The organism is Streptomyces tatrensis, assembly GCF_049310065.1.
Taxonomy (GTDB): Bacteria; Actinomycetota; Actinomycetes; order Streptomycetales; family Streptomycetaceae; genus Streptomyces.
Genome location: NZ_JBMDLB010000011.1, coordinates 345,124 through 357,145 on the forward strand (window position 1 = coordinate 345,124; position 12,022 = coordinate 357,145).

Below are 12,022 nucleotides of genomic sequence, written 5' to 3' on the forward strand. Positions count from 1 at the left end.
CCCTCACTGCCTTGAGCACCGCACCTCCCAGGAGCTCCCATGGCACATCAGATGTCCCCACACCATCCTCCGGCCGTCAGAGCCGTGCGACCGTCGCGGGAAGTCCCGCGTCGGATCACCGTCCTCGCTTGGCGCGACCTGGCCAACCCCGCGGCCGGCGGTTCGGAACTGCTCGTCGACCGGCTGTCCTCCGGACTGGCCGATCGCGGGCACGAGGTCACCCTGCTCTGCGGTGGCCCGGAACCGTCCGTCGACCGCAACTACCGCGTGGTCTCCTCGGGCGGCACGTACGACCACTTCCTCCGTACCCCGGGCGCCTTCGGCCGCAGCGTCGGCGAGACCGACCTGCTGGTCGAGGTCTGCAACGGCGTCCCGTACCTGGCGCCGCTGTGGCACCGGGGACCGGTGATGTGCCTCGTCAACCACGTGCACACCGATCTCTGGGACCAGCGCCTGCCCGGGCCGGTCGCCCGGGCCGGCCGGATGCTGGAACACCGGGCGCTGACCCGGACCCACCGCCGCAGCCTGATGGTCGCGGTGTCCCCGTCCACCGCCGAGGCGATGACGCGGATCGGCGTACCGGCCGACCGCATCCATCTCGTTCCCAATGGGGTCGAGGCCCCGGCGCCGCTGCTCCCCGAATCCGACGAACCGCTGTTCACCGCCGTGGGCAGGCTGGTGGAGTACAAGCGGATCGACCTGCTGCTGCGGCTGTGGGAGCGGGTACGCCCGATCACCGGCGGCAAACTGGTCATCGTCGGCGACGGCCCGGAGCGGGACCGCTTGGAGGCGCAGGCCGGGCCCGGCGTGGTCTTCGCCGGGCGGGTCGACGAAGCCGAGAAGCACCGGCTGCTCTGCCGGAGCTGGCTGCTGCTGCACCCCTCCTCGCTGGAGGGATGGGGCCTGGTGGTCACGGAGGCCGCCATCCGCGGCACGCCCGCGGTGGGCTTCGAGATTCCCGGCCTGCGGGACTCCGTCGTCCACGGTCGCACCGGCCTGCTCGCCCGGGCGGAGAGCGGGTTCGCCGCGGCCTGGTGCGCGCTGGCCCTGTCCGCCGAACGCCGCGCCGCGATGGGTGCGGCGGCCCGCCGCCACGCGGAGCAGTTCACCTGGGAGCACAGCGTCGACCGCTTCCAGGCCGCTGCCGCCGAGGCCGTGGCCCTGCATTCCTCCGGGCGGGCCGGGTCCGGACGCACCATGGCCGAGCCCCCGGCCCCGACCACGGCGGAGCGCTCGTGAAAGACCCCTCCCTGCGACGCTCCCTCGCGCTGTTCCGCGCCTTCCGTGGCGAACAGAGCGACCCGGAGACGTTCTACTCGTTGCTGGCCGAGGACGCCGCCGACCAGGTCGAGCGGTACACACCCCTGGCCGGGGCCGTGGTGGCCGACGTCGGCGGCGCCGCCGGCCACTTCACCGAAGCTTTCCGGGCCCGCGGCGCGCACGCCTTCCTCTTCGAACCGGACCTGGCCGAGCTGCACTCGCGCGGCGGACCCCCACCCGACCACGCGGTCGTCGCGGACGGGTACTGGCTACCGCTGAGCGATGGCGCCGCCGACGTCTGCTTCTCCTCCAACGTGCTGGAGCACGTGCCGGACCCGGAGACCTTCATCAGCGAAATGGTGCGGGTCACCCGCCCCGGCGGCCTGGTGTACGTCTCGTACACCAACTGGTTCTCCCCCTGGGGTGGCCACGAGACCTCGCCCTGGCACCTGCTCGGCGCCGAGCGGGCCCGGCGCCGCTACCAGCGGCGCACCGGGCACAGTGCCAAGCACACCCTCGGCGAAAACCTCTACCGCGTACACATCGGCCCGGTGCTGCGTCACGTACGCGGGCGCGGCGATGTCGAGATCCTTTCCGCACGATCGCGCTACTGGCCGTTCCTGGCCGAGACCCTCGTCCGTATTCCAGGCCTGCGCGAGATCGCGTCCTGGAATCTTCTCCTGGTGATGCGGAGAACCTCCGAATGAGCGCCCCCACTGTGCAGCTCCCCGCCGCGCGGCCCTCGATGCCGCGCCCCGAGCCGCGTACCGGCCGCCGCTGGCTCGCCGCCTTCTGGCTCTTGGTCCTGTCCGCCTTCCTGGCCGCCGCGCCCGGGCGGATCGCCTTCGACACCAAACTCGCCGTCGCGCTCGACCCGGTGGGCTTCCTCGGCTCGCTCGGAACGCTCTGGCAGAGCGAGGGCAGCTTCGGCGGTCTGTCCAACCAGTACGTCGGCTACGCCTTCCCGATGCTGCCGTACTACCTGATCACCGATCTGCTCCAGCTGCCGGTCTGGCTGGCGGAGCGGCTGTGGCTGTCGCTGGTGGTGACCGCCGCTTTCTGGGGCGCTGTGCGACTCGCCGAACGCCTCGGGTACGGCTCCCGGCCGAGCCGGCTGCTCGGCGCGGCCTGCTACGCCCTGTGGCCGGTGTTCACCATCGTGGTGGGCTCCACCTCCGCCGCCGCGCTGCCCGGCGCAGTCCTGCCCTGGGTCCTGCTGCCGCTCACCCGCTTCGTCTCGGCGCGCGCCGCCGCACTGCGCTCCGCACTGGTCATCCCGCTGATGGGCGGCGTCAACGCGACTTCCGTCGCGGCCTCACTGCTTCCGGTCGGGCTCTACCTGCTCAGCCGGCCCGGGGGCAGCCGCAAGTGGCGCCTGATCGCCTGGTGGGTGCCCGGCGTGCTGCTCGCCACCGCCTGGTGGGCCGTGCCGCTGGTGCTGCTCAACTCCTACGGCGCCGACTTCCTGCGCTACATCGAGCAGGCATCCACCACCACGGCCACCATGTCGGCGACCGAGCTGCTGCGCGGGGCCGGGAACTGGGTGGCCTACCTGCACTTCGGCTCGGCCTGGCTGCCCGCCGGCTGGGACGTCGCGGCGAACGTCCTGGTGATCGCCTGCTCCGCGCTCGCGGCAGCGCTGGGCCTGGCCGGTCTCGCCCGCCGCGACCTGCCCGAGCGGCGCTGGCTGCTCCTGGTCGTCGGCACGGTCGCGCTGATCACCCTCGCCGGATACGGCGGCTCCCTCGGGGCGCCCTTCCACGGTGCGGTGCAGCAGCTGCTCGACGGTGCGCTGGCGCCGCTGCGCAACATCTACAAGTTCCAGACCGGCCTCGCGCTGGCGCTGGCCCTGGGCCTGACGCACCTGTGCGGCCGGCCACTGCCCCGGATGGCCGCCCGACTGCGGCTGGTCCCGGCGCTGGTCGCACTCGCGGTACTGCCCGGCCTCGCGCTCCCCTACCTGAACGGCAACATCGTCCAGCCGGGATCCTTCAAGACGCTGCCCTCGCAGTGGAAGCAGACCGCCGCGTACCTGGCCGCGAAGGCATCCGACAGCCGGGCCCTGGTGGTCCCCGCCGACGCGCACGGCCTCTACACCTGGGGCTCGACCATCGACGAGCCGCTCGACGTGCTGGCGGACTCGCCATGGGCGCAGTACAACTTCGTGCCCTTCGGTCAGGCCGGCGAGCGACGCTACCTGGAGGCGATCCAGGAGGCTCTGGCGACCGGCACCCGGGTGCCGGGGCTCGGGGCCTTCCTGGAGCGGTCCGGCGTGCACCACCTGGTGGTCCGAAACGACCTCGACCCCGCGCAGGCCGGCTACATCCCGCCGCAGACGGTGCGCGCCACCCTGCTGGCCTCCGGCTACGAGCGGGTGACCGGCTTCGGCTCCCCCACGACCTCCGGGCAGCTCCCGCCCGACACCCCGGTCCAGGTCCAGGGCCTGTACCGGCAGTACGACGCGGTGGAGATCTTCGCCCCCGCCGGTCGTGACGCCACACCCGGTCGGGTCACCACCCGCCCGGTCGCCGACACCGCGGTGGTCAGCGGCGGCCCCGAATCGCTGCTCCAGCTCTCCGCGAGCGGTACGGTGACGGACCGTCCGGTGATCCTCTCCGGCGACCCCCTGCCGGCCGGCACCAACGCCGCGCTGCGGGCCACCGCCGACGGGCAGCGCCGGGGCGACACGCTCTTCGGTCTGGTCGACGGGAACAACTCGTACACCTACACGGCCACCGAGACCAACCCGGCGGACGCCGGCCAGGACCCCGGGGGCGCACCGAGGCAGATCCTGCCCTCGGGTCCGGCCGGTTCCACCGCCGAACAGACCACCTCGGTGATCGAAGGCGCCAAGTCGGTCACCGCCTCCTCCTACGGCTCCTGGCTGTTCGCCCTGCCGCAGTACGACCCGGTCGGGGCCTTCGACGGGAACTCCGGCACGGCGTGGGCGGAGGGCAGCAGCGCGGACCCGGTGGGCCAGTGGCTGCGGATCGGCTTCAACGGGTCGACGGACCTCCCCGCCACCCTCAAGGTCACCCCGCTGGCCGGGGGTTCCCTGCGGCCCACCATCACCAAGATCCGGATCACCACGGACCGTGGCTCGCAGGTGAGCGTGCTGCAGCCGCAGGCCGTGGCGCAGACCGTCAACGCCCCGGCGGGGCCCGCCACATGGGTCAAGATCACCATCGAGGGCGCCGTCACCGCCAACACCGGCGTAGGCGGGGCCGGGTTCTCGGAGATCTCGATCCCCGGCGTCAAGGCCACCCGTGTGCTGTCCCTTCCGGCCGCTCCGGCCGACACCTACTCGCTGCACCGCACCCTCGACCTCGGCGGCTCCCAGTCGGGCAGCGTCGAGACCGGGCTCAACCGTCAACTCACCACCGATGCGGGGGCCTTCACGGTCACCGGCAGCGCCGTCGCCCTCCCCGGCCCGGCTCTGGACGCCCTGTTGAACCAGGTCGCCCCCGGCCGGGCCACCGGGCGGATCGTCGCCGAGGCCGACTCCACCACCTCCGGCAGCCCACGCAATCTGCTCGACGGCGACCTCACCACCGCCTGGATCGCGGGCGGCAAGCCCACCGTCCGACTCGCCTGGCAGGGCAGCCGCAGCATCGACCAGCTGGTGCTCGGCGGCGCCGGTGGTCTCTCCTCCCGGCCGACCCAAGTTCAGCTCAGCACTCCGACCGACGCCGTCAGCGCGGGGGTGGATGCGGGCGGCCTGGTCCGGTTCGCCCCGCTGACCACCGACCAGCTGACGATCACGGTCACCGCGACCGCCCCCGTCCTCGTCCACAACCCGCTCGCCGGACAGAACCTCCAGCTGCCGGCGGGCCTGAGCGAGGTGCACATCCCGGCCCTGGCCGACCTGATGGTCCGCCAGGAGTCCCCGGGCACCCAGGGCGCCGGGTTCACTCTGCCCTGCGGCAAGGGCCCGGTCGTCACCGTGGACGGAGTCGCCCACCAGACCTCCGTGTCCGGTACGGTCGCGTCCCTGCTGAACCGGCACCCCGTCACCGTCAGCCTGTGCCCGGCCACCGGGGCCACCCTGACGCTCGGCCAGGGCGAGCACCGGGTGTCCGCGTCCGACGACGGCGCACTGGCCGTCACCGACCTCACCCTCTCGGCCCGCGCCGCCGGCCCGGCCGCCGGTCCCGGCTCGCCGCGGACGGTGGAAGTCCTGTCCTGGTCCGGGGACGAGCGCAGGGTACGGATCGGCGAGGGCGATGCCGCCTACGTCCAGGTGCACGAGAACGCCAACTCCGGCTGGCGCGCGACCCTGAACGGCAAGCCGCTGCAGTCGGTCCGGCTCGACGGCTGGCAACAGGGCTACGTGGTCCCGGCGGGCACCGGCGGAACCGTACTGCTCTCCTTTGCCCCCGCCGCCACGTACGAACTCGGGCTCGTCCTCGGCGGCCTCGCCCTCCTGGTGCTCGCCGGGATGGTCGTGGTGCCGGCGCTGCGGCGTCGCAGCGGCCGGCCTGACGTCCCCGGTGCGCAGGACTGGGACGCGGCCGACGCGCCCCGGTGGCTGCTCGGCCTCGTCTTCCCGCTGCTGGTCCTCGGAGTCGTCGGCGGTCCGCTCGCACTGCTGGCGCTGCCGCTGGTCCTGATCGCGTTCCGGTGGCCGAACCTGCTGCCGTACGTCGCCGGGGCGGCCATGGCCGGCGCCGGTCTGGTGGCGGTCCTCGCGCCCCCGAGCGGGGCGTTCGCCCCGGCCGCCCAGGTGCTCGCACTGCTGGCGATCGCCGCCACGCTGGTCACTGCGGGCGGCCAGGCCACCGGGCCCCGGCACCGGGCCGAGGCTCCGTGATCCGCCCGTCCTTCGCCGCCCCTGCCGCCCGGACCCCGTCCGGGCGGCAGGGGCGCGTCCCCTTCCCCGCCATGGACGAGTACTCGCGCCACCTGCTCCAGGAGCACCTCGACGCGGACACCGTCCACGTCGAGGCCCACCTCCCCGGCACCGTCGACGTCGAGCGGCTCCGGGCCGCCTTCACCCGGACCCTGGCGGGCCACCCGGCGCTCCAGGTGCGACAGTGCGACTCCCGCTGGTGGCACCGGCGTTACCACTGGGAACCGGCTCCGGTCGACCCCACCGCCGTCGCCGCCACCGCCGACCTGGGCACCACCCGCCACCGCGCCCTCACCGAACCGCCCCCGCTGGCGGCCGGCCCACCACTCCGGCTGGAGACCGCACCCGCACCCGGCGGCGGCACCGCCCTGCTCCTGACGGCGGCGCACACCCTCGCTGACGCCGGCACCTGTCTTCGGCTGCTCTGCGACCTCGCCGACCACTACTCCGGCACCCCGGGCGGGGGGCGCTCGGCCGGTGCAACCGCACCGCGCGGGCACTCCGCCGGTTCGGCCGACGGCTCCGCAGCAGGCACTGACCGGGGCGGCCGCCCCGTGCGCATCGCGCCCGCCGCAAGCCCCTCTCCCGGCACAGGTGTCCACCTCAGCGTGCTCCCGCTCCCCCGCACCGGCGCCGACCGGCCCCGACCGACCGTCAACGACCTGCTCTTGACGGCGGTCCAGCTGACCCTGGCCGAATGGAACCACCGGCACGACCGCCCCACCGGCCCGATCCACCTGTCGATGCCGATCGACGACCGCCCGTACGGGCCACTCGCCCCCGGCGCCCCCATGGGCAACCACAACCACCTGGCGACCATCCGGGCCGGTACGCCCGCCCCCGGCTCCGGTGCCGCCACGCTGCTGGGCCGGATCAGCGCGCAGACCCGCGCCGCCAAGGCCGCCCCCGTCACCGGTGGCGGCCTCGTCGCCGGCCTGGTCAGCACCCCCTGGCTGCCCGTCGGTGCCAAGGCCCCGCTGACCCGGACGCTGCGCCGCGTCGCCGCACCCTGGACGTCCACCGCCCTGGTCAGCAACCTCGGCCGGGTCACCCACCCGCTCGACTTCGGCCCCGCCGGCCCGCCCGACGCCCTGTGGTTCTCTGCGCCCGTACGGATGCCCCGCGGACTCTCCGTCAGCGCCCTCACCCTCGACGGCCGCCTCCACCTCGCCGTCCGCCACTGCCACCAGCTGCTCGACCGACCCGCCGCCGCCGAGCTCGCCCGGCGCTGCGCCGAGAACCTCGACGCACTGACGCGGGAAGGACGACGCCGATGATCCTCGGCGTCGCGGTCGCCCTGCTCGCCAACGCCCTCTACAGCGCGGGCTTCGTCCTCGAGAAGCGCGCGCTGGCCGCCCTCCCCACGCTGGACCCCCGCCGCCCGCTGCACCTGGTCCGGGCACTGGCCTCCAGCCCCGGCTGGCTGCTGGGCTTCACCGTGCTGGGCCTGGGCTTCGGCGCCCAGCTGAAGGTCTACCAACTGCTTCCGATCGCCGCCGCCCAGGGGGTGTTCCTCTCCGGGACGGTGCTCCTGATCGCCCTCTCCGCCGTCGCGCTGGGCGAGCGTCCGGGCCGCCGGGAACTCCTCGCCACCGGCGTCATCCTGCTCGCCCTGCTCGCCGTCATCGGCTCGCTCGGCGACGGCGGCGCCGACGGCAACCGGGTGGGAGCGGCGGCCCCCGTCCTGCCCCTGCTCGCCGTCTGCCTGCCCTGCCTCGCCTTCGGACTCCTGCTGTTCCTCGCCTCGCTGCGCCGAGCCGGCCGCCGGCACCGCCGCAGCAGCTCCGGCGTACCGTACGGCGTCGCCCTCGGGCTGCTGTACGGGGTGAGCTCACTCGCCATCAAGGGCACCTCGGCCGTGCTCGCCGACCGATCGGTGACGGCAGCCCTGCCCGAGCTCCTGCGCGGACCCCACCCCTGGCTGCTCGTCGCCACCGGAGCCGCCGGTCTCGCCCTGTCCCAGACCGCGCTCCAGCGCTACCGCGCCTCCGTGATCGTCCCGGTCACCACCACCGTGTCCAGCATCTTCACCGTCATCGCGGGCACCGTGGTCTTCGACGAACACCTCCCCACCGACCCGCTCCGGCTGGCGCTGCGCCTCGGCGGCACCGCACTCGCCGTCCTCGTCCTGCTCACCCTCCCGCGCCACGACGAACCCTCAGCCGCACCGACCCGCCAAGGAGAACCCCGCCGTGCGACGACCCACTGAGCCCGACCCCCGCCTCCTCCCCCTCCTCGCCTGCCCCGTGGACAAAGGCCCGCTCGTCCACGTCCCCGAAGACGAGCTCCTCTACAACCCCCGCCTGCGGCGCGGCTACCCGATCCGCGACAACCTCCCCTACCTGCGCCCGCTCGACGCCCTCACCCTCGACGACGTCCGGCACCAGGAGCTCCTTTCCAGAATCGAGAATCGCGTGCCTCCCGCCCCGTGAGGGGCTACCAATTCCGGCGTCGAGTTTCACGTAGGCCGGAGGTCGACTGGCGGGTCCGACGACACCTGACCGAGCGTGTCGTCCTGCGGGTCGGACGCTCCCGCCCACTCCGGCGCGCGGCTCATGGACGTGATGCTCAGCGGCCCCAGCGGGGTCTTGCGCAGCGTGGTGAAGCCGAGGTGGTGGTAGAGGGGAACGTTCGCCGGGTCCGCCGTGGTCAGGTACAGGCCGTGGGGGGCGGGCGTGGTCGCCAGGACGTGGTCCAAGAGGAGGCGGCCGACGCCGCGTCCGGTCAGGCCGGGACGGACGCCGACGAACTCGAGGGTCCAGGCCTCCGGGGGTACGCCCCCGCCGGTGGCGTCCAGGTAGCGCAGGGTCCGGACAAGGGCGCGCGGGCCGCAGCGCAGCCCGGTACGGGCCACCCACAGGGCTCGGGATCCGGCGGCCGGGGTCGCACCCGGCGGGGTGACGACGGCCGCTGCGAGGAGCCGGCCCTCCGCGCCCACGAGCGCGGTACGGCGGGCTCCGTCGAGGCCGGCATGGGTGCGCAGGGTGGCACGGAACCAGCGAGTGCGTACGCGGGCCGAACCGCCGCAGATCCAGGAGACGGCGGGCTCCCGCGCGAACGCGGCGACCAGCAGGTCGGCGCAGGCCACCGGGTCGGGGTCGATGTCGATCCGCCAGGAACCCTCCTCCGCCGCCGCTTCAGACATCCCGCCTCCGCTCCAACGGCGCCTCGGGTACGAGGTGGCAGACGAGCAGCTTGAGGAAGAACAGCGGCGCGAACCAGGCGAGCGCGGCGGGCACCGGCAGCCAGAACAGATTGACCAGGACGGCCGCCATCAACACCGCCATCGCCACCGGCCGGCTGAGGTGCACGGGTGTGAACTCCACGACCACCGCCCCGCCGAGCAGCAGTGCGGCGTTGGTCAGCGTCCAGGCGAGGTCACCGGACAGGACGACGAGCCCCATCGCGGCGAGGTGGACCAGGTGCCCGGAGACGAACAGCAGCCGGGCGCGCCTGGCTCCGGGGTCGGCCCGGTGGTACCAACGCTTCGCGGCGTTGGTGGCGTTGGTCAGCACCCCGCCGATGAGGTCGAGCCCGGCGAGCGCAGTCACGAGGAGTTGCACGGTGGACATGTCGCGTGCGATCCCGGAGGTCCACAGGCCGGCGGCCAGGACCAGGGTGCAGCCGAGGAGGCCGAGGGTCTCCACCACGGACTCGGAACGGGACTTGCCGGGGCCCATGAACCGCTCCAGGCGTCCCGCAAGGCCGGGCCGGGTGGCCGGTATCTCCCAGGAGATCTGCACGTCACTACGCATCGGTCGGCTCCTCTCCGGCAGTCGTGGGGCCCGTGGTGGCCGCCCCGCCCCACAGGCCGTACAAGAGGCACCACAGCTGCGCCGAGGCCTCGCCTTCGGGGAAGCCGGCGGCGTCGGGGAGGACGCGCCCGCCCGTCATACGGGCCAGGGCCCAGGCGTCGGCGGCCCGGATGACCGCCGCGGTCGCCGACACCAGCAGCTCGTGGTCCACGTCGGTCCGGATCAGCCCGAGCCGCTGCCCGTCGGTGACCAGGGCTGCGAACCATGCGAGCCACGGGCCCGTGTGGGTGCGCCCGATGGCGGCGTCGGCGAGGGCCAGGTCCTCGGGGTGGTCCCGCAGGTGGGCGGCGAGGGCGGCGGAGCCGTCGGCGAACCGGGCCCGGAAGCCGGCCTCGTCACGGGCCGGGACCCAGGGGCCGAGGGCGTCGAGCAGCCGCTCGAGCACTCCGGCGAGGACCGCGGTGAGCAGGTCCTCGCGGCCGTCGAAGTAGTGGTAGGCGGCGGTCTTGGAGACCCCCGAGGCTTCGATGATCTTGTTGTAGGAGGCGCCTTCGGTGCCGTGCTCGGCGAAGTGCCGGCGCGCCACTCCCAGGATGAGCTCCCGGCGCTCCGCGGGCAGGCGATCGAAACGGGGAAGAGGCATGACCACAGAGTACCAGCGGGGTGCACCAGCAGTACACCCCACTAGATCCCTTGCCGCGGGTGACGGCCGCGAGGTGGGTACCCGCCGGGCGCATCGCGATCATGATGCCGTCCAGCGGGGCGTCGAGCGCGACCTTGGTGATCGATCGCAGCGGGGCCGAGCCGCCTCGCGGGTACCCCGGCGCGATGGCGTCAGCCCTTCCGGGCGCCGACGCGGGGGTGTTCCGTGGTGCAGGACAGGCGGGGCCTGGTTCTCGGCGCCCTGGGCGATCCGGCCAACTCCTCGCGCTGGACGCCCGCGGCGCTGGACGCCCGCGGCGCTGGACGCCCGCGGCGCCGGGCGCCGAGCACCGGGTGGAAACCGAGGGCGGGCACCGGCTGACCGTGGCCGGGTACGTGGACGCCTCCGACGACCGGGTCACCACCACCGTCAGCCGCGCGGGGCCGTCACCACGCGGACCGGCCGGACCTACACCATGGCCTACTGCGCATCCAGCGGCAGGCCGGCGAAGAAGGCGGTCAGGACGGGCGCCAGGGCCTGCGGGTCCACGGCGTGTGTCTGGCCGGGGAGGGTGTGCAGGGTGTAGTTGTCGCCGTGGGAGGCGAGTTCCTGCGCAGCGTGGGCCGTGTACGTCTCGCCCGCGCCGCCGTGCCCGACCAGGACGGGCACGCTCACCGAGGACCACCGGTCGGTGGGCAGCGGCCGGCCGGACATGGTGGCGGACATCAGCCGGCCGTCGTAGGGCAGGGTCGGTGCGGCGGCCTCCCACGCGGCCCAGACCGGGGTCCGCCGCATGCCGGCGATGGCCTCGGCGGGCATGGCCAGGCCCGTCGTCAGGAAGTGGGTGAGGGCCTCGGTGGCGCTCCCCCGCACGAGGGCCGCTTCCAGGCGGTCCACGTAGTCGGCGGGCAGCGGCGGGCGGGTCGCGTCGACCACGAACGGCGGCTCGTAGAGGGCCAGGGCGCGGACCGAGCTGCCCCGGGCCACGGCCTCCAGGGCCAGTACGGCTCCGGAGGACATCCCGAAGAGCAGCACCGGTCCGCCCACGTGCTCGATCAGCGCGTCGATGTCGTCCACCTCGCGCTGCACCGCGTAGTCGGGGTGGTCGCCGCTGTCACCGCGGCCCCGCCGGTCGTAGTTGACGACGCTGAACTCCCGTGCCAGGAGGGCCGCGAGCGGTGCGTGCCGGGCCCGGGTCATCAAGGTGCCGCCGACCAGGATGAGTACGGGGCCCGTGGCGCCGTGGCGCTCGGCTGCGATCTCCGTACCGTCGGACGAGACCACCGTGAACATGTCGATTCCCCCAGCATCCGGTTCCGTTGTCCCGCTCCCTCGGCGCGGCGGCCGGGAGCCGACCCCCGTGTGGCCGGACAGCGAGCCCCCCACCCCCGTGAGGGGGCTCTGATGCGTCCGTGCCGTGCCATGCCATGCCGTGCGGGAACGAACGCCACTCTATGGGCCACCAGTTCACCTCTCCCATGGCAGCACGCGCCGGAAAGGGGACCGGAGGCGTCA

10 protein-coding genes are annotated in these 12,022 nt (G+C 74.0%); 6 read left to right on the plus strand and 4 right to left on the minus strand.

All coding sequences use genetic code 11. The features are described from left to right. The first annotated feature begins 51 nt into the window (after positions 1 to 51). Genes ACODT5_RS17285 through ACODT5_RS17310 form a run of 6 tightly spaced genes read left to right on the plus strand, consistent with a single transcriptional unit; the run spans position 52 to position 8,541 of the window. Positions 52 to 1,239, plus strand: coding sequence for a glycosyltransferase family 4 protein (locus ACODT5_RS17285; protein ID WP_422524947.1), 1,188 nt, complete (start codon positions 52 to 54; stop codon positions 1,237 to 1,239). After that, positions 1,236 to 1,967, plus strand: coding sequence for a class I SAM-dependent methyltransferase (locus ACODT5_RS17290; RefSeq protein WP_422520189.1), 732 nt, complete (start codon positions 1,236 to 1,238; stop codon positions 1,965 to 1,967). Before ACODT5_RS17285 ends, ACODT5_RS17290 begins: the two co-directional genes overlap by 4 nt. After that, positions 1,964 to 6,070, plus strand: a complete 4,107-nt coding sequence (locus ACODT5_RS17295) for an alpha-(1->3)-arabinofuranosyltransferase domain-containing protein (RefSeq protein ID WP_422520190.1) — start codon at positions 1,964 to 1,966, stop codon at positions 6,068 to 6,070. Before ACODT5_RS17290 ends, ACODT5_RS17295 begins: the two co-directional genes overlap by 4 nt. Next, entirely contained in the window at positions 6,067 to 7,386 is a 1,320-nt protein-coding gene (locus tag ACODT5_RS17300) for a condensation protein (protein WP_422520191.1), read from the plus strand. The genes ACODT5_RS17295 and ACODT5_RS17300 overlap by 4 nt, the downstream gene beginning before the upstream one ends. Next, the gene (locus ACODT5_RS17305; protein ID WP_422520192.1) at positions 7,383 to 8,318 is read left to right on the plus strand and encodes a hypothetical protein; all 936 of its coding nucleotides are present in this window, start codon (positions 7,383 to 7,385) and stop codon (positions 8,316 to 8,318) included. Before ACODT5_RS17300 ends, ACODT5_RS17305 begins: the two co-directional genes overlap by 4 nt. After that, positions 8,302 to 8,541, plus strand: a complete 240-nt coding sequence (locus ACODT5_RS17310) for a Trm112 family protein (RefSeq protein WP_422520193.1) — start codon at positions 8,302 to 8,304, stop codon at positions 8,539 to 8,541. Before ACODT5_RS17305 ends, ACODT5_RS17310 begins: the two co-directional genes overlap by 17 nt. Before the next feature lie 26 nt (positions 8,542 to 8,567). On the opposite strand, the gene ACODT5_RS17315 is transcribed toward ACODT5_RS17310, so the two are convergent. The 4 genes from ACODT5_RS17315 to ACODT5_RS17330 all read right to left on the minus strand — a co-directional run bounded on the left by ACODT5_RS17315 (position 8,568) and on the right by ACODT5_RS17330 (position 11,800). Next, a complete protein-coding gene (locus ACODT5_RS17315; RefSeq protein WP_422520194.1) occupies positions 8,568 to 9,254 on the minus strand; it encodes a GNAT family N-acetyltransferase in 687 nt (228 codons plus the stop codon). After that, positions 9,247 to 9,864 (minus strand): hypothetical protein, encoded by a 618-nt coding sequence (locus ACODT5_RS17320; RefSeq protein ID WP_422520195.1) that lies wholly within the window; start codon positions 9,862 to 9,864, stop codon positions 9,247 to 9,249. The genes ACODT5_RS17315 and ACODT5_RS17320 overlap by 8 nt, the downstream gene beginning before the upstream one ends. Beyond that, the gene (locus ACODT5_RS17325; RefSeq protein ID WP_422520196.1) at positions 9,857 to 10,507 is read right to left on the minus strand and encodes a TetR/AcrR family transcriptional regulator; all 651 of its coding nucleotides are present in this window, start codon (positions 10,505 to 10,507) and stop codon (positions 9,857 to 9,859) included. Before ACODT5_RS17325 ends, ACODT5_RS17320 begins: the two co-directional genes overlap by 8 nt. Positions 10,508 to 10,987: 480 nt before the next feature. Further along, positions 10,988 to 11,800, minus strand: coding sequence for an alpha/beta fold hydrolase (locus ACODT5_RS17330; protein WP_422520197.1), 813 nt, complete (start codon positions 11,798 to 11,800; stop codon positions 10,988 to 10,990). Positions 11,801 to 12,022: the final 222 nt, after the last annotated feature.

Coding starts and splice junctions, on each gene's coding strand:
- ACODT5_RS17285 (WP_422524947.1), top strand. CDS start 52: ATGTCCCCACACCATCCTCCGGCCGTCAGAGCCGTGCGACCGTCGCGG.
- ACODT5_RS17295 (WP_422520190.1), top strand. CDS start 1,964: ATGAGCGCCCCCACTGTGCAGCTCCCCGCCGCGCGGCCCTCGATGCCG.
- ACODT5_RS17305 (WP_422520192.1), top strand. CDS start 7,383: ATGATCCTCGGCGTCGCGGTCGCCCTGCTCGCCAACGCCCTCTACAGC.
- ACODT5_RS17315 (WP_422520194.1), bottom strand. CDS start 9,254: ATGTCTGAAGCGGCGGCGGAGGAGGGTTCCTGGCGGATCGACATCGAC.
- ACODT5_RS17320 (WP_422520195.1), bottom strand. CDS start 9,864: ATGCGTAGTGACGTGCAGATCTCCTGGGAGATACCGGCCACCCGGCCC.
- ACODT5_RS17325 (WP_422520196.1), bottom strand. CDS start 10,507: ATGCCTCTTCCCCGTTTCGATCGCCTGCCCGCGGAGCGCCGGGAGCTC.
- ACODT5_RS17330 (WP_422520197.1), bottom strand. CDS start 11,800: ATGTTCACGGTGGTCTCGTCCGACGGTACGGAGATCGCAGCCGAGCGC.